The sequence below is a fragment of the Kitasatospora sp. NPDC018058 genome, assembly GCF_044327205.1.
Lineage (GTDB): Bacteria > Actinomycetota > Actinomycetes > Streptomycetales > Streptomycetaceae > Kitasatospora.
Map to the genome: position 1 here is coordinate 244913 of NZ_JBIRFA010000001.1, position 24087 is coordinate 268999.

The 24087-nt window shown below is 73.6% G+C and carries 25 protein-coding genes; 12 read left to right on the forward strand and 13 right to left on the reverse strand.

What is annotated here, in order from left to right; all coding sequences use genetic code 11:
* Positions 1-75 precede the first annotated feature (75 nt).
* A complete protein-coding gene (gene dapE, locus ACH4E7_RS01105) occupies positions 76-1152 on the forward strand; it encodes a succinyl-diaminopimelate desuccinylase (protein WP_396246899.1) in 1077 nt (358 codons plus the stop codon).
* A gap of 120 nt (positions 1153-1272) precedes the next feature.
* Complete coding sequence (locus ACH4E7_RS01110) at positions 1273-2082, forward strand: TIGR00730 family Rossman fold protein (RefSeq protein ID WP_396246900.1); 810 nt, start codon at positions 1273-1275, stop codon at positions 2080-2082.
* A 65-nt stretch (positions 2083-2147) separates the two neighbouring features.
* Here ACH4E7_RS01110 and folP read toward each other — a convergent pair whose 3' ends face one another.
* Positions 2148-2960 carry a dihydropteroate synthase gene (gene folP, locus ACH4E7_RS01115; protein WP_396247136.1) on the reverse strand — a complete coding sequence of 271 codons (813 nt, stop codon included), beginning with the start codon at positions 2958-2960 and terminating at the stop codon, positions 2148-2150.
* 180 nt (positions 2961-3140) lie between these two features.
* Between folP and ACH4E7_RS01120 the strand changes: the two genes are divergently transcribed.
* Both ACH4E7_RS01120 and ACH4E7_RS01125 read left to right on the forward strand, forming a co-directional pair.
* On the forward strand, positions 3141-3563 hold the full coding sequence (locus ACH4E7_RS01120) for a DivIVA domain-containing protein (protein ID WP_396246901.1): 423 nt from the start codon (positions 3141-3143) through the stop codon (positions 3561-3563).
* On the forward strand, positions 3560-4159 hold the full coding sequence (locus ACH4E7_RS01125; RefSeq protein ID WP_396246902.1) for a DNA-3-methyladenine glycosylase I: 600 nt from the start codon (positions 3560-3562) through the stop codon (positions 4157-4159). Before ACH4E7_RS01120 ends, ACH4E7_RS01125 begins: the two co-directional genes overlap by 4 nt.
* 3 nt (positions 4160-4162) lie before the next feature.
* On the opposite strand, the gene ACH4E7_RS01130 is transcribed toward ACH4E7_RS01125, so the two are convergent.
* Positions 4163-4963: an enoyl-CoA hydratase-related protein gene (locus tag ACH4E7_RS01130; RefSeq protein WP_396246903.1), complete on the reverse strand. Its 801-nt coding sequence runs from the start codon at positions 4961-4963 to the stop codon at positions 4163-4165.
* 296 nt (positions 4964-5259) lie between these two features.
* Here ACH4E7_RS01130 and ACH4E7_RS01135 point away from each other — a divergent pair, with 296 nt between their 5' ends.
* Positions 5260-5427: a DUF3117 domain-containing protein gene (locus ACH4E7_RS01135; protein WP_014137929.1), complete on the forward strand. Its 168-nt coding sequence runs from the start codon at positions 5260-5262 to the stop codon at positions 5425-5427.
* Between the two features lie 91 nt (positions 5428-5518).
* Here the strand turns inward: ACH4E7_RS01135 and ACH4E7_RS01140 are convergent, their stop codons facing one another.
* Positions 5519-6151 (reverse strand): O-methyltransferase, encoded by a 633-nt coding sequence (locus tag ACH4E7_RS01140; RefSeq protein WP_396247137.1) that lies wholly within the window; start codon positions 6149-6151, stop codon positions 5519-5521.
* Positions 6152-6325: 174 nt separating this feature from the next.
* Here ACH4E7_RS01140 and sigE point away from each other — a divergent pair, with 174 nt between their 5' ends.
* From sigE to ACH4E7_RS01160, 4 genes are all read left to right on the forward strand, one after another.
* Positions 6326-7174 (forward strand): RNA polymerase sigma factor SigE, encoded by an 849-nt coding sequence (gene sigE, locus ACH4E7_RS01145; RefSeq protein WP_396246904.1) that lies wholly within the window; start codon positions 6326-6328, stop codon positions 7172-7174.
* Entirely contained in the window at positions 7171-8184 is a 1014-nt protein-coding gene (locus ACH4E7_RS01150) for an anti-sigma factor family protein (RefSeq protein WP_396246905.1), read from the forward strand. The genes sigE and ACH4E7_RS01150 overlap by 4 nt, the downstream gene beginning before the upstream one ends.
* Before the next feature lie 127 nt (positions 8185-8311).
* Positions 8312-8746 carry a sec-independent translocase gene (locus ACH4E7_RS01155; RefSeq protein ID WP_396246906.1) on the forward strand — a complete coding sequence of 145 codons (435 nt, stop codon included), beginning with the start codon at positions 8312-8314 and terminating at the stop codon, positions 8744-8746.
* 276 nt (positions 8747-9022) lie between these two features.
* Positions 9023-9709, forward strand: a complete 687-nt coding sequence (locus ACH4E7_RS01160) for a hypothetical protein (RefSeq protein WP_396246907.1) — start codon at positions 9023-9025, stop codon at positions 9707-9709.
* 91 nt (positions 9710-9800) lie between these two features.
* On the opposite strand, the gene ACH4E7_RS01165 is transcribed toward ACH4E7_RS01160, so the two are convergent.
* The 4 genes from ACH4E7_RS01165 to ACH4E7_RS01180 all read right to left on the reverse strand — a co-directional run bounded on the left by ACH4E7_RS01165 (position 9801) and on the right by ACH4E7_RS01180 (position 13599).
* Positions 9801-10961, reverse strand: coding sequence for an Mrp/NBP35 family ATP-binding protein (locus ACH4E7_RS01165; protein WP_396246908.1), 1161 nt, complete (start codon positions 10959-10961; stop codon positions 9801-9803).
* Between the two features lie 56 nt (positions 10962-11017).
* A complete protein-coding gene (locus ACH4E7_RS01170) occupies positions 11018-11566 on the reverse strand; it encodes a DUF1003 domain-containing protein (RefSeq protein ID WP_396247138.1) in 549 nt (182 codons plus the stop codon).
* A gap of 76 nt (positions 11567-11642) precedes the next feature.
* Positions 11643-12929 carry a magnesium transporter MgtE N-terminal domain-containing protein gene (locus ACH4E7_RS01175; protein WP_396246909.1) on the reverse strand — a complete coding sequence of 429 codons (1287 nt, stop codon included), beginning with the start codon at positions 12927-12929 and terminating at the stop codon, positions 11643-11645.
* A 130-nt stretch (positions 12930-13059) separates the two neighbouring features.
* Complete coding sequence (locus ACH4E7_RS01180; protein WP_396246910.1) at positions 13060-13599, reverse strand: hypothetical protein; 540 nt, start codon at positions 13597-13599, stop codon at positions 13060-13062.
* A gap of 123 nt (positions 13600-13722) precedes the next feature.
* On the opposite strand from ACH4E7_RS01180, the gene ACH4E7_RS01185 reads away from it, so the two are divergent.
* On the forward strand, positions 13723-14691 hold the full coding sequence (locus ACH4E7_RS01185; protein ID WP_396246911.1) for a DMT family transporter: 969 nt from the start codon (positions 13723-13725) through the stop codon (positions 14689-14691).
* Between the two features lie 56 nt (positions 14692-14747).
* Here ACH4E7_RS01185 and corA read toward each other — a convergent pair whose 3' ends face one another.
* A complete protein-coding gene (gene corA / locus ACH4E7_RS01190) occupies positions 14748-15869 on the reverse strand; it encodes a magnesium/cobalt transporter CorA (protein WP_396246912.1) in 1122 nt (373 codons plus the stop codon).
* A gap of 428 nt (positions 15870-16297) precedes the next feature.
* On the opposite strand from corA, the gene ACH4E7_RS01195 reads away from it, so the two are divergent.
* Positions 16298-16939 (forward strand): suppressor of fused domain protein, encoded by a 642-nt coding sequence (locus tag ACH4E7_RS01195; protein WP_396246913.1) that lies wholly within the window; start codon positions 16298-16300, stop codon positions 16937-16939.
* Between the two features lie 121 nt (positions 16940-17060).
* Here ACH4E7_RS01195 and ACH4E7_RS01200 read toward each other — a convergent pair whose 3' ends face one another.
* The 5 genes from ACH4E7_RS01200 to ACH4E7_RS01220 form a co-directional block, all read right to left on the reverse strand.
* Complete coding sequence (locus tag ACH4E7_RS01200) at positions 17061-17921, reverse strand: PHP domain-containing protein (protein WP_396246914.1); 861 nt, start codon at positions 17919-17921, stop codon at positions 17061-17063.
* A 57-nt stretch (positions 17922-17978) separates the two neighbouring features.
* Positions 17979-18617 carry a DUF6758 family protein gene (locus ACH4E7_RS01205; protein ID WP_396246915.1) on the reverse strand — a complete coding sequence of 213 codons (639 nt, stop codon included), beginning with the start codon at positions 18615-18617 and terminating at the stop codon, positions 17979-17981.
* A 308-nt stretch (positions 18618-18925) separates the two neighbouring features.
* Entirely contained in the window at positions 18926-19084 is a 159-nt protein-coding gene (locus ACH4E7_RS01210) for a hypothetical protein (RefSeq protein WP_380615731.1), read from the reverse strand.
* Between the two features lie 413 nt (positions 19085-19497).
* Complete coding sequence (locus tag ACH4E7_RS01215; RefSeq protein WP_396246916.1) at positions 19498-20376, reverse strand: alpha/beta fold hydrolase; 879 nt, start codon at positions 20374-20376, stop codon at positions 19498-19500.
* A 231-nt stretch (positions 20377-20607) separates the two neighbouring features.
* Positions 20608-22656 carry a DEAD/DEAH box helicase gene (locus ACH4E7_RS01220; RefSeq protein ID WP_396246917.1) on the reverse strand — a complete coding sequence of 683 codons (2049 nt, stop codon included), beginning with the start codon at positions 22654-22656 and terminating at the stop codon, positions 20608-20610.
* A gap of 698 nt (positions 22657-23354) precedes the next feature.
* Here ACH4E7_RS01220 and ACH4E7_RS01225 point away from each other — a divergent pair.
* Complete coding sequence (locus ACH4E7_RS01225; protein ID WP_396246918.1) at positions 23355-24083, forward strand: ferritin-like fold-containing protein; 729 nt, start codon at positions 23355-23357, stop codon at positions 24081-24083.
* Positions 24084-24087: the final 4 nt, after the last annotated feature.

Genomic DNA, 24087 nt, shown 5'->3' on the forward strand with positions numbered 1-24087 from the left:
GGTTGCCGATCCGGGCACCTTCCGTGTCACAGAACGCCCACACGAGCCGCACATCCGCGCGGATAGGCTGGCGCCATGAGCAGCCCGAACCCGACGCCCCTGGACCTCACTCTCGACGGCGGCGCGCTGACCGCCCGACTCGTCGACTTCCCCTCGGTGAGCGGCGACGAGCAGGCGCTCGCCGACGCCGTGGAGACCGCCCTGCGCGGCTACCCGCACCTCATCGTGGACCGCTACGGCAACAACGTGGTCGCCCGCACCGACCTCGGCCGCGGTGAGCGCGTCGTGCTGGCCGGCCACCTGGACACCGTGCCGATCGCCGACAACCTGCCCTCGTACGTCGAGGGGGACCTGCTCTACGGCTGCGGCACCTCGGACATGAAGTCCGGTGTGGCCGTCGCGCTGCGCCTGGCCGCCACCCTGACGGAGCCCAACCGCGACCTCACCTACGTGTTCTACGACTGCGAGGAGGTGGAGGCCCACCGCAACGGCCTCGGCCACCTCGCCAAGGACCGTCCGGAGTGGCTGGCCGCCGACTTCGCGGTGCTGATGGAGCCCAGCGGCGCCGTGGTCGAGGGCGGCTGCCAGGGCACCCTGCGGGCGCAGATCCGGCTCACCGGTGTGCGCGCCCACGCGGCCCGCAGCTGGCTCGGCGACAACGCCATCCACCATGCCGCCGAGGTGCTCACCCGGCTCGCCGACTACCGGCCGCGCCGGGTGGAGATCGACGGCCTGGAGTACCGCGAGGGCCTCAACGCGGTGCGGATCGACGGCGGCGTGGCCGGCAACGTGATCCCGGACGAGTGCGTGATCACGATCAACTTCCGCTACGCGCCGGACCGCAGCGAGGCCGAGGCGGAGAAGCACGTGCGCGAGGTCTTCGACGGTTTCGAGCTGACCGTGACCGACTTCGCCGCGGGCGCCCTGCCCGGCCTCTCCCAGCCGGCCGCGCAGGCCTTCCTGGCGGCCACCGGCGGCCAGGCCCGGGCCAAGTTCGGCTGGACCGACGTCGCCCGGTTCAGCGCGCTCGGCGTCCCGGCGGTCAACTACGGCCCCGGCGACCCGAACTTCGCGCACAAGCGGGACGAGCACTGCTCGCTGACCGCCATCGCCGAGACCGAGGCCCGGCTGCGCGCCTGGCTGACCGACTGATCCGGGCCGGTTCGGGGTTCGACGGCTGATCCGACCGGCGGCTGACCGCCATCTTCCGGTTGCCCGACCGACCTTCCCCCGTTGCCTGAAAACGGGGGAAGGTCGGCGTAGGGTTTCGTCATGACAGGCACAGGAGACGACAAGCACTACGGACACGGCCCCGAGCAGGTCGGCGTGCCGCGGAAGAAGAAGGCCTGGCCCGAGAAGCAGAAGGGCCCGGTACTGGTGCGCCGGGACCAGGTCGGTACGAGCACCACGGACCAGCGCCTGCTGGACACCACCGGTCCCACCGACTGGCTGCACACCGACCCCTGGCGGGTGCTGCGGATCACCTCCGAGTTCGTCGAGGGCTTCGGCGCCCTCGCCGAACTCCCGCCCGCGATCAGTGTCTTCGGCTCCGCCCGGACCTCGGTCGACTCGCCCGAGTACGAGGCCGGGGTGGCCATCGGCCGGGCCCTGGCCGAGGCCGGCTACGCGGTGATCACCGGCGGCGGCCCGGGTGCCATGGAGGCCGCCAACCGCGGCGCCACGGAGGCCGGCGGGCTGAGCGTCGGGCTCGGCATCGAGCTGCCCTTCGAGCAGGGCCTCAACGAGTTCGTCGACCTCGGGCTGAACTTCCGTTACTTCTTCGTCCGCAAGACGATGTTCGTGAAGTACGCCCAGGGCTTCGTGGTCCTGCCCGGCGGGCTCGGCACGCTGGACGAGCTGTTCGAGGCGCTCACCCTGGTGCAGACGAAGAAGGTCACCCGCTTCCCGGTGATCCTCTACGGCAGCGCCTACTGGGGCGGCCTCTACGAGTGGCTGAAGAACACCCTGGTCGAGCAGGGCAAGGCGGCCCCGCACGACCTGGAGCTGTTCCACATCACCGACGAGATCGACGAGGTCATGAAGATCCTCGCCGACGCCCGCCGGCCCGCCGACGAGATCTAGCGCGAGCGAGCGTCGGCACCGGGTCCCGAGCGCTCCGGAGGCGAGCCGAGCGCCGTCGAGGGGCCCTAGGCCAGCCCCCGGCGGGCGACCGCCGGGGGGCGGACGCCCCGGATCGAGGCGACCATGTCCAGCACCTGGCGGGTCTCCGCGACCTGGTGCACCCGGTACACCTGCGCGCCCAGCCAGGCCGAGACCGCCGTGGTGGCCAGGGTGCCGAGCAGCCGCTCGTTTACCGGCTTGTCCAGGGTCTCGCCGACGAAGTCCTTGTTGGAGAGCGAGACCAGCACCGGGAAGCCGGTCGCGGTCATCTCCGGCAGCCGTCGGGTGGCCTCCAGCGAGTGCCGGGTGTTCTTGCCGAAGTCGTGCCCCGGGTCGATGATCACCGCGTCCCGGCGGACGCCCAGCCCCACCGCCCGCTCGGCCAGCCCGACGGTCACCCGCAGGATGTCCGCCATCACGTCCTCGTACCCGACCCGGTGCGGCCGGGTGCGCGGCTCGGCGCCGCCCGCGTGGGTGCAGACCAGCCCGACGTCGTACCGGGCGGCCACCTCGGCGAGCTCCGGGTCCACCCCGCCCCAGGCGTCGTTCAGCAGGTCCGCGCCCACCTCGCAGACCGCCTCGCCGACCTCGTGCCGCCAGGTGTCCACGCTGATCACCGCGTCGGGGTGGCGCTTGCGCAGCTCGGCCACGAAGGGGACGGTGCGCCGCAGCTCCTCCTCGACCGTGACCTCGTCGCCGGGACCGGCCTTCACCCCGCCGATGTCCAGGATCGCCGCGCCCTCGGCCATCGCGCGGTCGGCGGCGGCGAACGCGGCCTCGTCGGCGAAGGTCGCGCCCTTGTCGAAGAACGAGTCCGGCGTCCGGTTCACGATCGCCATGATCACCAGCTCGTCGTCACCGAATTCGCGCGGTCCCAGGCGCAGTGCCACCGATGTCTCCTCCACAGCTCCTGCGGGTGCGATGATGGCCCCCGGCCTCACTAGGGACCATGCTGTCATGATCAGTCTGGTTCCCTGGCACTTGATCGAGGACCGGCCGGGAGTTCGGGAGGACAGCTCGTGTTCTGGGTGATCGTGGTCGCCATGGCCGTGGTGGTCGGCGGCGCCGCGTTGGTGGCGCTGGGCGGGGGCGGCTCGATGCCGGAGGCGGTGCCGGACCGCATCGCCGCGCGGCTGCCGCAGGACCGACCGCTGAGCAAGACGGACGTGGACGACCTGCGCCTGCCGATGGCCCTGCGCGGCTACCGGATGGACGAGGTGGACGACGTCCTGGACCGCCTCGGCGCCGAACTCGCCTACCGCGACTCGCGGATCGCCGAGCTGGAGGCCGCCGCCCACCTGCGCGGTGCGGTCGAGGCCACCGCCGCCCCGGACCCGGACGCCGAACCGCTGCCCGGCCTGGAGGAGTTCGCCAAGGTGGTCCAGCCCGCCGCGGCGCCCGCCGAGGCCCCCGAGGACGCGAAGCCGGGGACGGAGCAGTGACCGACGTCGCGGAGGGCGCGGTGCTCGGCGCGGACGGCCGGCGCCGCTGCGGCTGGGGCGACTCGACCGACGACTACCGCGTCTACCACGACACCGAGTGGGGCCGCCCGGTGCACGGCGACGACGCCCTGTTCGAACGGGTCTGCCTGGAGGCCTTCCAGTCCGGCCTGTCCTGGCTGACCATCCTGCGTCGCCGCGAGGGCTTCCGGGCCGCGTTCGCCGGCTTCGAGATCGCCGAGGTCGCCGAGTTCGGCGAGGCGGACAAGGAGCGGCTGCTCGCCGACGCGGGCATCATCCGCAACCGGGCCAAGATCGAGGCGACGATCGCCAACGCCAAGGTCGCCCGCGACCTGGACGGCGGCCTGGACGCGCTGATCTGGCGGTTCGCCGCCGACCCGGCCCGGCCGGCCCCCCGCACGCTGGCGGAGGTGCCGGCCGTCACGCCCGAGTCGACGGCGCTGGCGAAGGCGTTGAAGAAGGCCGGCTTCCGCTTCGTCGGCCCGACCACCGCCTACGCCCTGATGCAGGCCTGCGGTCTGGTCGACGACCACCTGGCGGACTGCCACGTCCGCACCGGCGGGAAGCGGAAGCGCTGAGCCTCAGCGGCCGACGTACTTCGGCTTCTCCTTGGCGATGAAGGCGCGCACCGCGATCCGGTGGTCCTCGCTCTCGCCGGCCAGGGTCTGCAGCTCGTCCTCCTTGTCGAGTAGTTCGTCCAGCGAGTGCGAAGCGCCGTACGCCAGCGACGCCTTGATGGCGCCGTAGGCCACGGTCGGCCCCTCGGCCAGCTCGCGGGCGAAGACCCGTGCGGTGGCGGCGAGTTCCTCGGCCGGCACCACCTTGGTGGCCAGGCCCAGCTCCATCGCCTCGGCGGCCTTGACCGTCCGGGGCAGCATCAGCAGCTCGGTGGCCTTGGCATGGCCGACCAGCCGGGGCAGCGTCCAGGAGGCGCCCGAGTCGGCGGTCAGGCCGATCCCGGCGAAGGCGGTGTTGAAGCCGGCCCGGTCGGAGAGGATCCGGAAGTCGCAGGCGAAGGCGAGCGAGGCGCCCGCGCCGGCCGCCACCCCGCCGACCGCGGCCACGGTCGGCTTGCGCATCCCGGCCAGCGCCCGGGTCAGCGGGTTGTAGTGCTCGGCGACGGTCCGCAGCGCGCCCTCGCCGGTCTCCTCGTACCGCTTCAGCATCGCCAGGTGCTCGTTCAGGTCCTGCCCGACGCAGAAGGCCCGCTCGCCCGCCCCGGTCAGCAGCACCGCCCGCACGGCCGGGTCCGCGGCCGCCTCGGTCACGGTGTCGCGCAGGGCGACCTTGGTGGCGACGTCCAGGGCGTTCATCGCCTCCGGGCGGTTGATGGTGATGACGGCCAGGCCGCCGTCCAGCTCGTACAGCACGGAATCGGACATGGGCGAGGGCTCCCTAAACGATCGTCGCGTCGATGGTTGTGCCAGGATGCCGGAGCACACGGCCGGCTGGGGAGTGTGAGGTATCGCACCTTCCGGCGGTGACGGCAAGGCCGCCACGCCGGGGCTTATGACGCCAATTGCGGCGGTTGGAGTCGGTCCGGCCGAGGTTGCACCGAGAGTGATGTTGGTCATCAGGCCGTGGCATGCGGGATAATGGCTTCCGATCAATGCGTTCGATACCGGCGGTGGACGGACTGCCGGTGCGTAGCTGAGCGGTTGCAGGAAGGGGAACGAGCATGGCGGCCATGAAGCCGCGGACGGGTGACGGCCCGCTCGAAGTCACCAAAGAGGGGCGGGGCATCATCATGCGCGTTCCGCTCGAAGGCGGCGGACGCCTCGTGGTGGAGCTCACGCCTGACGAGGCCGACGCCCTCGGCGAGGCCCTGAAGAAGGCCTGCGGCTGACCGCAGCGGGTGCTCGCCATCTCCTGGAGATGTGCTGCCGGGCCCGGGTACGACGTCATGTCGGCCCGGGCCCGCGCGTTCTGCGGGGCCGCTAGCGCTTCACGGCGCAGAGCAGCCCGTCGGAGACCGGCAGCAGCGCGGGCAGCAGCGCGTCGCTCTCCCGTACGTCCCGGACCAGGTCCCGCACCGCGCCGGTCTGTGGGTCCTGCAGCTCCGGCTCGGCCAGCCGGCCCTCCTGGAAGACCCCCTCGAAGCAGACCATCCCGCCCGGCCGCAGCAGCCGCAGAGCCTCCGACAGGTACTCCCGGGACTCGGCCGGATCGCCGTCGCAGAACACCAGGTCGTACTGGCCGTCGGCGAGCCGGGGCAGCACCTCCAGCGCCCGGCCGGGTATGAACCGGGAGCGGTTGGCCGCGAACCCGGCGGCCTGGTAGGCCTCGCGGGCCAGTTGCTGGCGCACCGGCTCGGAGTCCACCGTGGTGAGCACACCGTCCGGCCGCATCCCGCGCAGCAGGTAGACGCCGGACACACCGGTGCCGGTGCCGATCTCGGCCACCGCCTTGGCGTCCAGCGCCGCGGCCAGCAGCCGCAGGCACGCCCCGCCGCTCGGCCCGATGGCCCGTATCCCCGTCCGCGCGGACTGCGCCCGGGCGTAGGTCAGCACCGCGTCCTCGCCCACGTAGGTGTCGGCGAGGGCCGCGCGCGCGGGCCCGAACTCGCTGATGGCTGCCTCTTTCGGAGCCCCGGGCGGCGGCCCGGTGCGGAGGGATGTCGATATTTCCTGCCACAGATTACTGGCCGGGCGGGAACCGCGTACGGCGGCGGGCCGTTGTCACTGAGGACCGGGTGCGGGAGACCTCCCGGGCACTTTTATCCGGGCTTGACGGGTGAGGTGGATATGGTGGTGGCCCTGCTGGGCAGAAGAGCCGACCGAGGAGGTGTGGCCGAGGGCGACGTCCCTGTGCGGCGGCACTCCCGCGGCACCGCGTCGGCCCGTACGCCGAAGCCCGTGATGAACCAGCCTGCGCACTCCGACCTGGACCCCGCCGCCGCCGAGACGCCGGCCGTCGGTACCACCGTGGCCCCCGCCCTCGCGACCTTCGCCGAGGGACCCGACGCGCAGAGCTGGACTCCGCCGACGTGGGAGGAGATCGTCGAGGCGCACAGCGCCCGCGTCTACCGCCTCGCGTACCGGCTGACGGGCAACCAGCACGACGCCGAGGACCTCACCCAGGAGGTCTTCGTCCGGGTGTTCCGTTCGCTGTCGACCTACACCCCCGGCACGTTCGAGGGCTGGCTGCACCGGATCACCACCAACCTGTTCCTGGACATGGTCCGCCGCCGCCAGCGCATCCGCTTCGACGCGCTCGGCGAGGACGCGGCCGAGCGGCTCGCCTCCCGCGAGCCCAGCCCGGCCCAGCACTTCAGCGACACCCACTTCGACGCCGACGTGCAGCACGCCCTGGACACCCTCGCCCCGGAGTTCCGCGCCGCCGTGGTGCTCTGTGACATCGAGGGCCTGTCCTACGAGGAGATCGCCGCCACGCTGGGCGTCAAGCTCGGTACCGTCCGCAGCCGCATCCACCGCGGCCGCTCGCACCTGCGCGCCGCGCTCAAGCACCGCGCCCCCGGCCAGATCCCCGGCCGTGAGCGCCGCGGCGGCTCGGAGGAGCCGGTGCCGGTGGGCGCCGTCGCCGCCGCCGAGGCCGCGGCTGCGCCGGGTGGGCGCGGACGGAGGCGATCGTGAGCGAAACCAGCCGGTCCGGTCCGGAACGGTCGGAGGCGTCCGACCGGCCCCAGACCTGGCGGAGCTGGGCGCTGGGCCGCCGGGGCAGTGACGACCCCGGTGAGCCGCTGCTGCCCGCAGTCCCACTGCCGGGCGACACGGCGCTGCGCGCGGTGCCGGTACGCCCCGTGGAGCCCGCTGCCGAGGAACACCACCTGGGCGACCGCCTGTCCGCCTTCCTGGACGGTGAACTCGGGCACGACTCGCGCGAGCGGGTCCAGGCCCATCTGGCCACCTGTCCGCAGTGCAAGGCCGAGGCCGACGAGGGCCGCGCCGTCAAGCACCTGCTGACCCGCACCGACACCCCCGGCCCGTCCACCTCGCTGATGGCCCGGCTGATGGCCGTCGGCAACCTGCCGGAGGACGCCCCGGCGGACGGCGGCTGGCCGGGTGACCGCGGCCGCCGCGACGACGACGACCTGCCCGGCGGCGGGGTCGCCGCCACCGGCACGCTCGGCGGCAGTCGGCTCACCGGCGGCTCCTTCGGCCGCGGCGCCGGCGCCTCCTTCGGCGCGGGCGCGCTCGGCGCCGACACCCCGGTGCCCGGGGTCGACCCGCGTGCCTTCGGTCGCGGCTCGGTGCTGCGGCCCCTGATGGGCCGGCGCACCGGCCATCCGGAGTCCGCCGCCCGTCCCGACCGCACCGCCGTCCGGCCGCAGCCGGCCGCGGCCGCCGTCCGCCCCGCCGCGCGCGGGCGCCGCCTGGTGTTCGCCGCCGCGGGCGCCTTCTCCGTCGCCGCGGTGACGCTCGGCGGCGTCGGCGGGCTCGCCCAGGGCGAGGACCAGCACGGCACCACGGTCAGCCCGATCGGCGGCGGCACCACCGGGCGCGGCGGCCTGGTCCCGATGACCGCGCAGATCCAGGTGGACTTCCCGGGCCGCCCGGTCGCCGCCACCCGCGAGGCGAGCCCGTCCTCCTCGCCGGAGCGCTACCCGGGCACCATCGCGGCCCTTCGCCAGCAGGTCCGCTAGCGAACACCCCGCCTTCGGGCCCGGCCACCGGCTGGTCTTTACCACGGCTTCATCGCAGCGTGGACCAGAGACCCGCCGGTGGCCATTACTCTGGAGGAACCGTCATCCGGCGAGCTAGGGAGCAAAGGTGTTCAGCGACGTAGGCGGGCTGGAGATCCTGACCCTGATCGTGATGGCGATCATCATCTTCGGCCCCGACAAGCTCCCGAAGCTGATCCAGGACACCATGGGCTTCATCCGCAAGGTCCGCTCCTTCGCCGACAACGCGAAGGAGGACATCCGTAGCGAGCTGGGTCCCGAGTTCAAGGACTTCGAGTTCGAGGACCTCAACCCCAAGACCTTCGTCCGCAAGCAGCTCATGGGCGGCGAGGAGGACCCGCTGGGCCTCAAGGACATGAAGGACTCGCTCGACATCCGCTCCGTCCTGGACGACAAGCCCGCGGCGCCGGTGAACGGCCGGGCGGGCAACGTGAGTTTCGACAAGGCCGCCCCGGCGGCCGCCTCCACCGGCGCCCCGCTGAAGCCCGGCGAGCGTCCCCCGTTCGACCCCGACGCGACGTAGGGCCTGTCCGACAGGTGCTCGGCGGGTCCTCGGCGGGTCCGACGAAACCCGCCGACAGGCCCTGCGGCCCCGGCCGGAACTCGACGCCACCGCTCCGCCCGGCCGCCCGGCTGAGCGGGGCAGCGGCATCCACGCCGCTATTGTGCTGATTGTTCCCGCTGGGCCGTCCGTCACATCCGCGCTCGCGCGGACCAGGAACGGCTCCGGGAACGCCGAGGTGCGCCACCATGGGAGCGCGCCACGGCAGGCATACGTGCGTTTTGAGGAGGCCCGGGGATGGACGCGACGAGTCAGGTGGGAGGGGCGACGGCCACGGCCGGCGGCCCGGTGGTCGGCGGGCAGGCCGGCCCGGCGGACCCGCTGGTGCCCTACCTGTCCGCCGACTTCCCCTGGTACGGCCTGGACGAGGGCTGGACCGGCCGCCGCTTCCTGATGCAGGCCGGCGCCGGCGCCGGCGCCGGCCGCGCCGGGGCGGCGGCCGGCAGCGTCGACTACGGCACCCTCGGCCACGGCGACGAGCCGGCCAGGCAGTACGAGCCGCGCGACATGCGCAAGTTCGCCGGCGTGGTCACCGTGGCCCGCCGGGACAGCCGCCGCAGCGCCGACAACACCGGCACCCTGGAGGCGACCTCCGCCTCCTCCGCCGCCTGGCTGGCCGGCTCCGGCCTGCTCGCGGCGACCTGGCCCGGCCAGCTGGACCGGACGCTGCGCCGGGACTGGCTGGACCAGCAGAGCGCCCTGGCCTGGGACCTTGCCGACGACCTGGCCGGCCCCGGCTGGTCCGCCCTCAGCCTGCCGGTCAACGGCTCGCCACAGCCCTTCCGCTACCGCGAGTCGGAGTACGGCTGGGTGCTCGCGGGCGAGGCCCCCGGCATCCTGCTCGGCGCCTTCGGCCGGGGCGTCAGCGCCTACGGCGTCGGCTTCGCCACCGTCCCCGACCTGAGCGCCTACGCCCGCCCGTAGGGCCCGCGAGGGGCGGGTCGGGCGTCTCGCCGCCCGAGGGCATGCGAACGGGCCGGGTGCGAGTGCACCCGGCCCGTTCTGTCCGCCGATGTCAGAACTTGTTCTTGGGCGTCAGTCCGAGGGACATGCCCGACAGGCCGCGCTGGCGGCCGCCGAGCTTGCCGGCCACGGCGCGCAGGGCGGCGCCGGCCGGGGAGTCGGGGGCGGCGAGCACGACCGGGCGGCCGTCGTCGCCGCCCTCGCGCAGCCGGACGTCGATCGGGATCGAGCCGAGGACCGGGACGGTCGCGCCGACGGTGCGGGTGAGCGCGTCCGCGACGGTCTGGCCGCCGCCGGTGCCGAAGACGTCGATCATCTCGTCGCAGTGCGGGCACGGCATGCCGGACATGTTCTCGATCACGCCGACGATCTTCTGGTGGGTCTGCACCGCGATCGTGCCGGCCCGCTCGGCCACCTCGGCGGCGGCCATCTGCGGGGTGGTGACGATCAGGATCTCCGCGTTGGGGATCAGCTGGGCCACCGAGATCGCGATGTCGCCGGTGCCGGGCGGCAGGTCCAGCAGCAGCACGTCCAGGTCGCCCCACCACACGTCGGCGAGGAACTGCTGCAGCGCGCGGTGCAGCATCGGGCCGCGCCAGACCACCGGGGCGTTGCCCGGGGTGAACATGCCGATCGAGATGACCTTCACGCCGTTCGCCTGCGGCGGCATGATCATGTCCTGGACCTGGGTCGGCCGGCCCTCGACACCCAGCATGCGCGGCACGCTGTGGCCGTAGATGTCGGCGTCCACCACGGCGACCTTCAGGCCGTCCGCGGCCATCGCGGCGGCCAGGTTGACCGTCACCGAGGACTTGCCGACGCCGCCCTTGCCGGAGGCGACGGCGTAGACGCGGGTCAGCGTGCCCGGCTTGGCGAACGGGATCTCCCGCTCGGGGGCGCCGCCGCGCAGCAGCTGGGAGAGCTCCTTGCGCTGCTCGTCGCTCATCACGTCGAGCTCGACCTCGACGCCGGTCACGCCGGGCACCCTGCCGACCGCCTCACGGACCCGGGTGACGATGGTGTCGCGCATCGGACAGCCGGAGACGGTCAGGTAGACCGCGACGCGCACCGCGCCGCCCTCGGCGATCTCGACCGATTTCACCATGCCGATCTCGGTGATCGGGCGGTTGATCTCCGGGTCGTTGACGGTCGCCAGTGCCTCGCGTACGGACTCCTCCGTGACGCCGCCCGCGACCTCTGTCTCGTTGGCCATGCCTTGATGGTACGGCTCCGGGCGAACCGCTTAACCGGTCGGTAGCGTGCTGCCGGTCACAACGTTCCGGAGGAGTCCCGGCGTTCGTCCATCTCCTTGAGCAGCGACTGGAGCTCGGAGCGGATGAAGTCACGGGTGGCGACCTCGCCGAGCCCGTGCCGCAGCGCGGCGACCTCGCGGGTCAGGTACTCGGTGTCGGCGATGTTGCGGTCGCTGCGGGCCCGGTCCTGCTCCATGTTGACCCGGTCCCGGTTGTCCTGGCGGTTCTGCGCCAGCAGGATCAGCGGCGCCGCGTAGGAGGCCTGCAGCGACAGTGCCAGGGTCAGGAAGATGAACGGGTACTCGTCGAAGCGCACGCTGGCCGGCAGCAGGCTGTTCCACCCTATCCAGATGACGACCACCACCGTCATCCAGACGATGAACCGCCCGGTGCCGAGGAAGCGGGCGATCCGCTCCGACAGCACGCCGAAGGCCTCGGGGTCGTAGGACGGCAGCGTGATCAGGCCGGGCCGGGCGGTGCGCGGCTGGTCGAGCCGGGAGCGGCTGGAGCCGGTGATCGGGGCGGTCTCCAGGCGGTCCCGGCCGCCGCCCTCGCGGGCGCGCAGCTCGCGCAGCTGGCGCAGCTCCCGCAGTTCGCCCTGCAGGCGCCGGCGCGCGGAGTCGTCCGGCCGTCCGTTGCGGTCACCGTCCACCGGCCATCTCCTCGCTCTCGTCGTCGCGGGCGTGCAGCGCGGCGTCGCGCCAGTCCTCGGGCAGCAGGTGGTCGAGCACGTCGTCGACGGTCACCGCGCCCAGCATGTGGTCCGCCTCGTCCACCACCGGCGCGGCCACCAGGTTGTAGGTCGCCAGGTAGCTGGTGACCAGTGACAGCGGGGTGTCCGGTGGCAGCGGGTCCAGGTCGTCGTCCACCAGCGAGCCGACCAGGACGTACGGGGGCTCGCGCAGCAGCCGCTGGAAGTGCACGGTGCCCAGGTAGCGGCCGGTCGGGGTCTCGTTCGGCGGGCGGCAGACGAAGATCTGCGCGGCCAGCGCGGGCTTGTGGTCGCTGACCCGGATCCGGGCCAGCGCCTCGGCGACCGTCGCGTCCGGCTCCAGCACGATCGGCTCGGTGGTCATCAGACCACCGGCGGTGTCCTCCTCGTAGGACAGCAGGCGGCGCACCGGCGCGGCCTCCTCCGGCTCCATCAGCTGGAGCAGCCGCTCCGCCTCTTCGCCGGGCAGTTCGGAGAGCAGGTCGGCGGCGTCGTCCGGGTCCATCGCCTCCAGGACGTCGGCGGCGCGCTCGTCCTTCAGCTTGCCGATGATCTCGACCTGGTCGTCCTCGGGCAGCTCCTCCATGACGTCCGCGAGCCGGTCGTCCGGCAGCGCGGCGGCCACCTCGGCGCGGCGCTTCGCGGACAGGTGGTGCATCACGCTGGCGAGATCGGCCGGGCGCAGCTGCTCGAAGGTGGCCAGCAGGTTGGCCGCGCCCTGGTCCTGCTCGGGCAGCGCGAAGCCGGTGACGTCCTGCCAGTCCAGGGTGAGCCGCTCGCCCTTGCCCTTGCGCAGCCGACCGGCCCGGCCGACCTGGACGAAGACCTTGCTGATCTCCCACTCGCGCAACCGGGTCTGCACCATGCCGACGTCCAGCACGGTGACCGCCTCACCGGTCTTGGACCAGGTGACGGTGCGGTCCAGCAGCTCGGCGAGCACCAGGGTCTCGGACGGGCGCTGCTCGAAGCGCCGCAGGTTGATCAGGCCGGTGGTGAGCACCTGGCCGGACTCCAGGCTGGTCACCCGGGTCATCGGCAGGAAGATCCGGCGCCGGCCGACGACCTCGACCACCAGACCGAGCACCCGCGGCGGGCGGCCGCCGAGCCGCAGCGAGACCACCACGTCCCGGACCCTCCCGACCTGGTCGCCGTTCGGGTCGAAGACTGCGATGGCGGAGAGATGGGAGATGAAGACCCGGGTGCCTGGCCCTGCCATGGACTCCCTCTGATCGCTCGACGCCGTGAGGAGGGTGCGCCGAACACACCCGCCGCCAAGGCTACCCGTGTGCTCGGGGCCCGGCCCGGAGTGGCACGGTAGCGGCCGCAGGAGTCGTGGACGTGAACCGTCAGCGGCGCTTGAACAGCAGCTTGGGCAGACCGGCGGGGATCGGGCGGCGGGTGGTGGCCGGGGTCGGCATCGGCTGGGCCGCGTGCGAGCCGTCCGGCATCGCCCCCGGGCGCTCGGTCAGCGCGCCGGCCGGTTCCAGCCGCAGCACCCGGCACTCGCGGGCCCAGCGCTCGGTGATGGCGTCGGTGTCGGGCGCGTTCAGCCGCTTGCCCCTGAGCTCCTCCACGGCGCCCCGCCAGGCCTCGCCGCCCGGCGCCAGCTCCACCACCCTGGCGCCCCAGCCGGTCAGCCGACCGCCCTTGTCCTTGCTGCGCACCGTGACCACGGCCCCGGCGCCCGGCATCAGACCGTGCAGCGGCTGCTCGCCGCCGTCGCCGACCACCACCACCGCGCCGTCGTGCCAGGCGTGCCACAGCGGCCGGGCCTGTTCCTGGCCGTCCGCGCGCACCCAGAGCAGACCGGACTTCTTCGCGGCCTCCTCCAGCAGGGCCTGGTCGAGGAAGTCGTCGGTGGTCGCGGCGGCGGGCGTACGGTCCATGGCCGACAGCGTACGGGTTCCCCGCCTTCGCCGTCCCTTCCCGCTCCTTGCCGTCGCTTCCTGTCCACCGGATGTCTCAGCCTCCGGGCGACAGTTCCATTCGCGCGCCACGGGCCTTACCGTATGAGCGCCCCACACCATGACCAGCGAAGGAGCGCCGTGCCCGCCGCCCGGCCCGCGACCGCCCCTGCCACCCCCGCCGCCGACGACCCCCGGCCCGCGCACCCGCTCCCCACCCTCGACCTGCTGCTGCTCGCCGTCTCCATCGGCGGCATCTCGTTCTCCGGGCCGCTGATCAGTGCCACCGCCGCACCCGCGCTGGCCATCGCCCTCTGGCGCAATGTCATGTCCGTCGGCGTCCTCGGCCCCTACGCCCTGCTGCGCCACCGCGCCGAACTGCGCGGCATCGGCCGCCGGGCACTGCTGCTCGCGATCGCCGCCGGCGCCCTGCTCGCCGTGCACTTCGCACTCTGGATGCCCAGCCTGCGGATGACCTCGGTGGCCTCCGCCACCGCTCTGGTCACCACCACCCCGCTGTGGACCATCCTGCTGATGCGGCTGTTCGGCGTCCGCGCCCCGCGCACGGTCTGGCTCGGTACGGTCGTCGCCTTCGCCGGCGTCCTCGTCCTGACCGGCGTCGACCTCTCGCTCTCCCCGCGCGCCCTGCTCGGCGACGCCCTCGCCCTCGCCGCCGGCCTCGCCGCGGCCGGGTACATGCTGCTCGGCGCCGAGGTCCGCAAGACCGTCAGCACCACCGGCTACACCCTGATCTGCTACGCCACCACCGCGGTCGGCCTGCTGGTGATCTGCCTGGCCACCGGGACGCCGCTGTCCGGCTGGTCGGCCGGGGCCTGGTGGCAGATCGTGCTGCTGATGGTCGTCGCCCAGCTGCTCGGGCACTCGCTCAGCAACCGGGTGGTGCGCAACCTCGGCCCCTCGATCACCTCCACCGCGATCCTGCTGGAGACCCCGGGCGCGGCCCTGATCGCCGCCCTCTGGCTCGGCCAGTGGCCCCCGGCGGCCGCCTACCCGGCGGTGGTGCTGATCCTGCTCGGCCTGGTCCTGGTGGCCCGCGGCGGGCAGCGGCCCTAAAGCGTGTCCGACGGTTCCCGCCGGGCGCGAATCGTCGGACGCGCCCTAAACCCCGCCTACAGCCAGCCGTTGCGGCGGAAGCCCCGGTACATCCCGACGCAGATCAGCGAGATCGCGCCGAGCACCGCCGGATAGCCGTACGGGTTGTGCAGCTCCGGCATGTAGTCGAAGTTCATCCCGTACACGCCGGTGATCATGGTGGGTACGGCGAAGATCGCCGCCCAGGCGGTGATCTTGCGCATGTCCTCGTTCTGCGCCACCGAGACCTGCGCCAGGTTCGCCTGCAGCAGTGAGTTCAGCAGCTCGTCGAAGCCGTGCACCTGCTCGGTGACCCGGGCCAGGTGGTCCGCGACATCCCGGAAGTACTTCTGGATGTCCGGGTCCACCAGCCCCTGCGACGGCTCCGACAACTGCTGCATCGGACGCAGCAGCGGTACCACCGCACGCTTGAACTCCAGCACCTCGCGCTTGAGTTGGTAGACCCGGCCGACATCGGCGCTGCGCCCGCCCTTGGCCGAGAAGACGCCGTACTCGATCTCGTCCACGTCGTTCTGCAGTCGCTCGGCGACCAGCAGGTAGTTGTCCACCACGTGGTCGGCGATCGCGTGCAGCACCGCGGACGGGCCCTTGGACAGCAGCCCGGACTCGTCCGCGTCCGCTTCCAGCCGGTGCCGCAGCTCCTGCAGCGAACCGTGGCCGCCGTGCCGGACCGTGATCACGAAGTCCCGCCCGGCGAACACCATCAGCTCGCCGGTCTCCACCACCTCGCTGGTGGGCGTGAGCTGGTCGTGCTCGACGTAGCGGATGGTCTTGAAGACGGCGAACAGCACGTCGTCGTAGCGCTCCACCTTGGGTCGCTGGTGCGCGTGCACCGCGTCCTCCACCGCGAGCGGGTGCAGGCCGAAGCGCTGCGCGATGCCCTCGAACTCGCCCTCGGTCGGCTCGTGCAGCCCGATCCAGCTGAACGACCCCGAGCTGCCCGGGAGTTGGTGCGCCGCCTTGACCCGCCGGGCGGCGTCGTGCGGGCTGCAGGTCTCACCGCTGCGCCGGCCGTGCTGGTAGACCGCGCAGTCCACGATCGCCGAGCTGTCGCCTTCCGGCACGGCGTCGTACGGACCGGTGACGCTCCGACGGCGGTTGGTGCGGACGGCGGCGCGCAGGCTGTTGATCATCGACATGGCAGGCTCCCTGGGGCAGGAGCCGTCGCACGGCGGCACGGAGAACGCGGGAAGCAGGGCCGTGGTGCGACGGCGAGGAACACCGGTGAAGGGGATGAGGGTGCTCTCCCGGCCGGTCCGTCCGCCGTCGATCCGCGCCCGGGGCCACTACGGCTGGATCAGCCGGTACGGCCTGCGAGGCGAGGGAAGCGGGGAAGTCGGGGCCGGGCAGAGCTGCCGGTACTGCATGGTCGGCCGGTATCCACCGCAACCACCTCCTTCGCGCCGCCGCCCCGGGACGAACGATCCCGGTGGCCAGTCGCTCACCCTAACATCTGACCGGGCATCGGCGCCGAGGGGTTTCCCCTCCCTTTGCGGACCCTTGACGCCCCGGCCCGCCGCACCGCCCGCACGAAGCCCGCGTACCCCGGCCGGTTACGCTCACCGGCATGGCCCACGACTTCCCGTCCTTCGGCGACCCCCACGGCGGCAACTCCCCGGAACTCTCCCGGGAGGCGGTGCTGGCCGCCGTCGAGGCCCGACTGGTCTCCACCTTCGGCGAACCGGGCGGCCGCGCCGCCGTCACCTTCCTCGGCGCCGACCGGATCGAGGTGCTGCGCTTCGGCCCGGACGCCGACGGACTGGTCCGTTACACCACGCTCGGGATGTCCGCCGCGCCGATGGCCGACCCGACCGCGCTGGTCGCCGACCAGGTGCGCGGCCCACGCGTCGAACTGGTGCTGACCGTGCGCGGCGGGCGCGACAGCGTGCTGCGCAGCCTCGCCACGTTCGCCGCGACCCCGCAGGTCGAGGGGCTGGTGGTGGCCCCCGGCGGCTCGCTGGACCTCGGCGCCCCGCTCTGGGACGGAGCCCCCTTCACCTCGGTGCTGGCCGCCGAGCCGGGCGGCCTGGTCGAGGACCTCGAACTGGCCGAGCCCGCCGAGCCGGTGCGCTTCCTGCCGCTGCTGCCGATGACGCCCAACGAGGCGGGCTGGAAGCGGGTGCACGGCGCGGCCGCGCTCCAGGAGCGCTGGCTGAACCAGGGCACCGACCTGCGCGACCCGGACCGGCGCGGCGTCCGGCTCGACTGACGACCGTTCAGGCCGGGTGTGCGGGCCACTACGCACGCCCGTGCCGCGCCTCCGTACGCGGGAGCGCGGCAGAGGCCCCGCATGCCGGTACGGCCGCCCCGCCCCCCGCGCGGCGCTCCGTTCAGCGCTCGATCGGCTTGGCGCCGGTGGCCTGCGCCAGCAGCGCCTCGTACACCGCCGGGTCGGTGGTGTGCTCGCCGAGCCGGACGGTCTTGCGGCTGCCGTGGTAGTCGCTGGAGCCGGTGACCAGCAGGCCCAGCTCGCCGGCCAGGCCGCGCAGCCGCTGCCTGGTCTCCTCGTCGTGGTCGGTGTGGTCGACCTCCAGCGCGGCCAGCCCGGCCGCCGCGAGGTCGGCGATCACCCGGTCCGAGACCGTCCGGCCGCGCTTGACCGCGCCCGGGTGGGCGAAGACCGGCACCCCGCCGGCCGCCCGGACCAGCCGGACCGCCTCCACCGGGTCGGTCTCGTGCTTGCGCACGTCCGCCCGGCCGCCGTTGGCCAGCCAGTCCTGGGTGAAGGCGTCCGAGACGGTGGCCACCACGCCCGCCTCGACCAGCGCGCTGGCGATGTGCGGCCGCCCGACCGAGCCGGCCCCGGCGATCCGCTGTACCTGCTCCCAGCTGATGTCCGCGCCGAGTTCGCGGCAGCGCTCGACGATCGCCCGCCCGCGCCGGAACCGGTCGGTGCGCACCAGCTCCCGCTCGCGCGCGAACTCCGGCTCCCGCGGGTCGAACAGGTACGCCAGCAGGTGCATGCTGATGCCGTCCACCACGCAGGACAGTTCGGCGCCCGGGACGACGGTCAGCCGGGCGCCGTCCGGCAGCGCGTGCACCGCCTCGGCGGCCTCGGCGTGGCCGGCGACGGTGTCGTGGTCGGTGAGGGCCACCACGTCGAGGCCGGCGGCGACCGCCGCGGCGACCAGCTCGGCGGGGCTGTCGGTGCCGTCGGAGGCGTTGCTGTGGGCGTGCAGGTCGATGCGCACGGGGCGGACTCCTGGAGGCTCGTGGGTGCCGCCCAGGATAGGCCGTTCGCGGGTCGGTCAGCCGAGCAGCCGGGGGGAGAGGGCCCCGCAGGGCAGCAGGTCCAGCTCGGCGCCGGCCTCGCGCAGGTCGGTGAGCACCAGCTCGTCGTACATCACCAGGGCGGACTGCTCGGGCCAGGCGACCGCCCAGAGCCAGAGCCCGCGGGCCTCGCCGGCGAACACCGCGCGGTCGGCCGGGGCGTCCGGGACGTGGAACATCGGGGTGGGGCGCCCGGCGGCCATCAGCTTGGCGTCGGCGGGCTTGTAGAGGCCGACCGAATCGCCTGGGTCCGGGCCGGGCAGTCCGGCGTAGCGGGCGCCGAGCCCGACGCCCAGCTCCTCGGCGATCAGCACCAGCTCGCCGAAGCCGCCGAGCGGGGCCGGCCCGGAACAGGCGACGGCGGTGGCCCGGGCGCCGGAGACGTCGTCGCCGACGTGGGCGATGCCGGTGTAGAGCCAGCCGACCGGGAGCGGCCAGGGCAGCCAGACGGGGACCTGTGAGCGGGCGACGGCCACGCCCAGGGCCTCCACGCTGGGGGGCAGCACGGGCTGCATCGGGTGCACGGCTCCGTGCCGGTTGCACTGCCAGGTGTCTGAGAACAGACCGGGGGCGCGGACCCGACCGGCGCACCTCGGGCAGCTTGGCTCGCCCCTCATAGCCGACAACGCTCCTCCCTCCGGACCGCCGCGTCAAGGACGATCACCCGTACGGACGGCTCGGCGGCACCTGTCGGTGGCGGACGCCCGGCCGACGCGGGGTGGGCGCGGCGCGGGCGGTTCCCGTTGGGGCATGTCCCGTCGCGGGCGGCGGCAAACGTCCCCGGGGTCAGGCCCCGGACGCGCTGACGCCCCGTCATCGGCGAATGCGGTGACGGGGCGTCAGTCGGGTATCGGAACGTCCGGATCGGACGCGCCGGGCTCGTCGGCGGCGGGTGAGGGCTCCCGGTCGGAGGCGCCGCGCTTGGTCAGACGGTCGGGCACGGGCGGATGAGCAGGCGCTCGCCGGTGCGGGCGGCGGCCTCGACGTACTCGCGGACGGTCTCGGCGTCGGCGATCAGGCGGTCGGTGGCGGAGCCGTCGGTGTCGTCCAGTCGGAGGATCTCGAAGCGCATGGGCTTGGTCATGGGCGTCTCCTTTCCTGGCCCCGCGGGGCGGGGCGATTGCGGCTGAGTCGGTATCAGCCCGTTCGGGGTCTTGCGGATCCGGCGGTACGGCCGGACCGATCGCGTCGTACGTGCGGCGGTCTGCTGCGGCAAGGGCTCCCCCTGCTTGCCTGGTGCGTCCAATGCCTCGTGCAACCACGGTGCCGTGGCGGTGCTACTGGGCCGTTGCTCGTCCGTAACGTCCAGGTTTCGACTGATTGGCACCTGCGTGAGGGCCGGCGATGATTCCCGGACAGAATCAAAGATTACCGTAACTAACGAATTTTGTCCTGCGTCGAGGACGGTCGAGCTTCCAGAAGTGGTTCAGACCACTCCGGCAGGGGTGTCGCGAGGGGCTCCGCTGGGGCCGCTCCTTCGGCCCGGAACCCGGGTCGTCAGAGCCAGAACGCGGCCAGCGCCTCAGCCGTGGCGGCCGGCTGTTCGGCGTTGGGGGAGTGGCCCGCGTCCGCGACGACCACCCGGCGGGCGCTCAGCCGCTCCGCCATCCGGGACTGCTCCGGCACCGGCCAGGCGTAGTCCCGCACCCCGGACAGCACCAGCACCGGTAGCACCCCGGCGGTCACCGTGGCCAGCTCGTCCACCCGGTCCGGCGCGGACACCAGGTGCCCGCCGGTCACGGCCAGTGCCCGCGGCACATTGGCCACCCAGCGGCGGTGCAGGAACTCCGCGACGTCCGGCTCCAGGACGGGCTTCGGTGCGTCGCTGCTCTCGTCCATCTGCCGCATGACCTGCCAGATCTCCTCCAGGGTCATGACCGGCAGGACGTCCAGCAGCAGCTTGGTCCGGGCCGCCTCGGCCGGGTCGATCGCCCCCGGGCCGGTGGCCATCAGGGTCAGCGAACGCCAGGGCAGCGGCCCCTCGGCGGCGGCCGCGAGCACGGCCTCCCGCGCCACCTGGCCGCCGAAGGAGTGCCCCAGCAGGTGCAGGGGCACTCCTTCGGCCGACAGCACCTCGGTCAGCGCCCGCACGTCCGCGCCCAGCGCCGCCACCCCGTACGCGGCCGCCTCGTCCGGTCCGCCGGTCTCGTACTGGCCCCGCTGGTCCACGGCCGTCACCCGGTACCCGGCGGCCGCCAGCGGCGCCAGCAGCCCGATGAAGTCCTCCTTGCTGCCCGTGAACCCCGGCACCATCAGCGCGGACCCGCGCACCGGCCCGTCCGGCTCCGCCCGCAGCGCCGCGAACTCCCCGCGCGCGGTCACCACACGCTCCGCCCGGGCACAACCGGGCAGAGCCAGGAACGGTGGAGTACTCATGCGCCCGACTTCCTTCGCTCGGCGGGGGCACTCGCCCACGCGCACCTCTCGATGATTCGCTCTCCCCCGGCCTCCGGCCGGGGGTACCCCCCCATCGCTCGCTCATGGGCGGCTTCCCTCCCGCGACAAGGCGACGAGGCGAGCCTATGCCGCTCCCACGAGCCAGAACGCCCGAAGGGGGGCGAGTCGGGCCATCGCGGCCCGGCCCGCCCCCCTCCGGGGCTGTGGCTGTCAGCTCTCCACGGCGGGTTCGGGGGTGGCCGCGGCCTTGCGGGTGCGGGTGCGCTTACGCGGGGCCGGAACCTCGGCGGCCTCGGCGGCCGGCGCCTCCGGGGCGGTCTCCGCGACGGCCTTGGGCTTGCGGGTCCGGGTCCGGGTGGCGGGCTTCTCCTCGGCCGGGGCCTCGACCGGCGCCTCGGCGGCGGCCTCGACGGCCTCCGCCTTGGGCTTGCGGGTCCGGGTCCGGGTGGCGGGCTTCTTCTCCGCCGGGGCCTCGACCGGCGCCTCGGTGGCGGCCTCGACGGCCTCCGCCTTGGGCTTGCGGGTCCGGGTCCGGGTGGCGGGCTTCTCCTCGGCCGGGGCCTCGACCGGCGCCTCGGCGGCGGCCTCGACGGCCTCCGCCTTGGGCTTGCGGGTCCGGGTCCGGGTGGCGGGCTTCTCCTCGGCCGGGGCCTCGACCGGCGCCTCGGTGGCGGCCTCGACGGCCTCCGCCTTGGGCTTGCGGGTCCGGGTGCGGCGCGGCTTCTCCTCGGCCACCGTCTCGGCGACGGCCACGGCGGCCTCGACCACCGGAGCAGCCTCGACCACGGCCTCGGTCGCCACCGCGGCGGCCTCGACCGCAGCGGCAGCACCGCGCGAACGGCGGCGACGACGACGCGGCGCGGCCTCGCCCTCGACGGCCGGAGCCGCCTCGGTCACGGCAGTGGCGGCGGCAGCGACCTCGCCCTCGGCGCCGACCGCCGCGCCGCGGCGGGTGCGGCGGCGCTCACGGGTACGGCGCGGCTTCTCCTCGACCGGGGTCTCGACGGCGGCACGGCCCGAGCCGTTCCGCCCGCCGCGGCCGCGACCGGCGCGGGAGTTCCGACCGCCGGTCTCGCCGAGGTCCTCGATCTCCTCCGCGCCGAGACCGGCCCGGGTGCGCTCCGAACGCGGCAGGACACCCTTGGTGCCCGGCGCGATCTTCAGCAGCTCGTACAGGTGCGGCGAGGTGGAGTACGTCTCCTCCGGCTCGTTGAACGGCAGGTCCAGCGCCTTGTTGATCAGCTGCCAGCGCGGGATGTCGTCCCAGTCGACCAGGGTGACGGCCGTACCGGAGGCGCCGGCCCGGCCGGTGCGGCCGATCCGGTGCAGGTAGGTCTTCTCGTCCTCGGGGCACTGGTAGTTGATGACGTGCGTGACGCCCTCGACGTCGATGCCGCGGGCCGCGACGTCGGTGCAGACCAGCACGTCGACCTTGCCGTTGCGGAAGGCCCGCAGCGCCTGCTCGCGGGCGCCCTGGCCGAGGTCGCCGTGGACGGCGCCGGCCGCGAAGCCGCGCTGGGTCAGCTGGTCGGACACGTCGGCGGCGGTGCGCTTGGTACGGCAGAAGATCATCGCCAGCCCGCGGCCCTCGGCCTGCAGGATGCGCGAGACCATCTCGACCTTGTCCAGCGAGTGCGCACGGAAGATGTGCTGCTCGATGTTGGCGACGGTCGAGCCGGTGTCGTCCGGGGCGGTGGCCCGGATGTGGGTCGGCTGGCTCATGTACCGGCGGGCGAGGCTGATCACCTGGCCCGGCATGGTGGCCGAGAACAGCAGGGTCTGCCGCTTGGCCGGCAGCATGGTGATGATCTTCTCGACGTCCGGCAGGAAGCCGAGGTCGAGCATCTCGTCGGCCTCGTCCAGGACCAGCGCGCGGACCTTGGACAGGTTCAGCTTCTTCTGCCCGGCCAGGTCCAGCAGGCGGCCCGGGGTACCGACCACGATGTCGACGCCCTTGGTGAGCGCCTCGACCTGCGGCTCGTACGCCCGGCCGCCGTAGACGGCCAGGACCCGCACGTTGCGGACCTTGCCGGCGGTCTGCAGGTCGTTGGTGACCTGGGTGCAGAGCTCACGCGTCGGGACGACGATCAGCGCCTGCGGGAAGTCGGAGAGCTGCTCCTCGGTGGCCCGGCCGGCGTCCACGTCGGCGCGCACGACGACCCGCTCGATCAGCGGGAGGCCGAAGCCGAGGGTCTTGCCGGTGCCGGTCTTGGCCTGGCCGATGACGTCATGGCCGGTCAGCGCGACCGGGAGGGTCATCTCCTGGATCGGGAAGGGATGGACGATGCCGACGGACTCGAGTGCCTCGGCGGTCTCCGGGAGGATCCCCAGTTCCCGGAACGTCGTCTTGATGGGTTCAGCGGTGGTGGACAGGGTGCTGCCTCTTCCGTTTTCGGAGGGGCCGAGAGCGAGCGGCGGGCGGGCGACCGCGCGGCTGCGTACGGGCCTGGGCGGCCCCGAATGCAGCTGCGCGGACGCACAACCGTGCCGGTCCCTGCGGCCGGCCGGTGCGCGCGGCCCGGTGCGGGGCGCGTCGCCGGCGGCGTCGGGGAGGATTCCCGTGAGGGACCTGCGCGGGACCTGCGCCAGGGGGGCGCGGTCTCGGCGGCCCTCGCTCGGCCACTGATGCGGTGCCAGGGCTTGAAGTCCAAGCCATGGTCGGAGCCGATCGGCTCTCCGACCGGGCATCCGCGTACGTGAGTACCCGTGCCTCCGGTGCGGACACGTCCGAGGGGACGGTGCCGCTACGGAGCGGGCTTGCGCGGGCCACCGAGACGGCGGTGACACCGTGCGAGCACGACGGGGCTCCGTACCACCATACAGTCAGGCGACGACTCGAACACGTGACGCGGATGACATTGCCCCGGTCGACCGGCCCGTGACCGGGCACTCCGGGCGGTCACCCGGGTGCGCCGGGTGGTGGGGCTCCGGCCCGGGCGGGACTAAGGTGGCAGGTCATGGAGACCCATGGTGAGACGCAGAACGGCGCGGCCGGCTCGATCGGCGACTGGGCCACGTGCTCGGCCGAGCCGGCCTACCGCGCGGCGGTGCTGGATCTGCTCGGCGCGCTCGCGTACGGGGAGCTGAGCGCCTTCGAGCGGCTCGCCGAGGACGCCAAGCTGGCGCCGGGCCTCGCCGACAAGGCGGCGCTGGCCCGGATGGCCTCCGCCGAGTTCCAGCACTACCAGCGGCTGCACGACCGGCTCGCCGAGATCGGTGCCGACCCGCAGGAGGCCATGCGCCCCTTCGTCGAGCCACTGGAGCTGTTCCACCGGATGACCGCGCCCTCGGACTGGCTGGAGGGCCTGGTCAAGGCCTATGTCGGCGACGCCATCGCGACCGACTTCTACCGCGAGGTGGCCGTCCGGCTGGACGACGACACCCGCGACCTGGTCCTCGGCGTCATGTCCGACACCGGCCAGGCCCAGTTCGCCGTCGACAAGGTCCGCCAGGCCATCGAGGCCGACCCGCGGGCCGGCGGACGGCTCGCCCTGTGGGGCCGGCGCCTGATGGGCGAGGCGCTCAGCCAGGCCCAGCGGGTGGTCGCCGAGCGCGACGCGCTGTCCAACCTGCTGGTCGGCGGCGTCCAGGTGCAGGGGTTCGACCTGGTCGAGGTCGGCAAGATGTTCAACCGGATCACCGAGGCCCACACCAAGCGGATGGCCGCCCTCGGCCTCGCCTCCTGACGAC

What these genes read in the sequence shown, in the direction of transcription:
- dapE (WP_396246899.1), top strand. Translation starts at nt 76, where the DNA reads ATGAGCAGCCCGAACCCGACGCCCCTGGACCTCACTCTCGACGGCGGC.
- ACH4E7_RS01110 (WP_396246900.1), top strand. Translation starts at nt 1,273, where the DNA reads ATGACAGGCACAGGAGACGACAAGCACTACGGACACGGCCCCGAGCAG.
- folP (WP_396247136.1), bottom strand. Translation starts at nt 2,960, where the DNA reads ATGGCGATCGTGAACCGGACGCCGGACTCGTTCTTCGACAAGGGCGCG.
- ACH4E7_RS01130 (WP_396246903.1), bottom strand. Translation starts at nt 4,963, where the DNA reads ATGTCCGATTCCGTGCTGTACGAGCTGGACGGCGGCCTGGCCGTCATC.
- ACH4E7_RS01135 (WP_014137929.1), top strand. Translation starts at nt 5,260, where the DNA reads ATGGCGGCCATGAAGCCGCGGACGGGTGACGGCCCGCTCGAAGTCACC.
- sigE (WP_396246904.1), top strand. Translation starts at nt 6,326, where the DNA reads ATGGTGGTGGCCCTGCTGGGCAGAAGAGCCGACCGAGGAGGTGTGGCC.
- ACH4E7_RS01160 (WP_396246907.1), top strand. Translation starts at nt 9,023, where the DNA reads ATGGACGCGACGAGTCAGGTGGGAGGGGCGACGGCCACGGCCGGCGGC.
- ACH4E7_RS01165 (WP_396246908.1), bottom strand. Translation starts at nt 10,961, where the DNA reads ATGGCCAACGAGACAGAGGTCGCGGGCGGCGTCACGGAGGAGTCCGTA.
- ACH4E7_RS01175 (WP_396246909.1), bottom strand. Translation starts at nt 12,929, where the DNA reads ATGGCAGGGCCAGGCACCCGGGTCTTCATCTCCCATCTCTCCGCCATC.
- ACH4E7_RS01180 (WP_396246910.1), bottom strand. Translation starts at nt 13,599, where the DNA reads ATGGACCGTACGCCCGCCGCCGCGACCACCGACGACTTCCTCGACCAG.
- ACH4E7_RS01185 (WP_396246911.1), top strand. Translation starts at nt 13,723, where the DNA reads ATGAGCGCCCCACACCATGACCAGCGAAGGAGCGCCGTGCCCGCCGCC.
- corA (WP_396246912.1), bottom strand. Translation starts at nt 15,869, where the DNA reads ATGTCGATGATCAACAGCCTGCGCGCCGCCGTCCGCACCAACCGCCGT.
- ACH4E7_RS01195 (WP_396246913.1), top strand. Translation starts at nt 16,298, where the DNA reads ATGGCCCACGACTTCCCGTCCTTCGGCGACCCCCACGGCGGCAACTCC.
- ACH4E7_RS01205 (WP_396246915.1), bottom strand. Translation starts at nt 18,617, where the DNA reads ATGAGGGGCGAGCCAAGCTGCCCGAGGTGCGCCGGTCGGGTCCGCGCC.
- ACH4E7_RS01210 (WP_380615731.1), bottom strand. Translation starts at nt 19,084, where the DNA reads ATGACCAAGCCCATGCGCTTCGAGATCCTCCGACTGGACGACACCGAC.
- ACH4E7_RS01215 (WP_396246916.1), bottom strand. Translation starts at nt 20,376, where the DNA reads ATGAGTACTCCACCGTTCCTGGCTCTGCCCGGTTGTGCCCGGGCGGAG.
- ACH4E7_RS01220 (WP_396246917.1), bottom strand. Translation starts at nt 22,656, where the DNA reads ATGACCCTCCCGGTCGCGCTGACCGGCCATGACGTCATCGGCCAGGCC.
- ACH4E7_RS01225 (WP_396246918.1), top strand. Translation starts at nt 23,355, where the DNA reads ATGGAGACCCATGGTGAGACGCAGAACGGCGCGGCCGGCTCGATCGGC.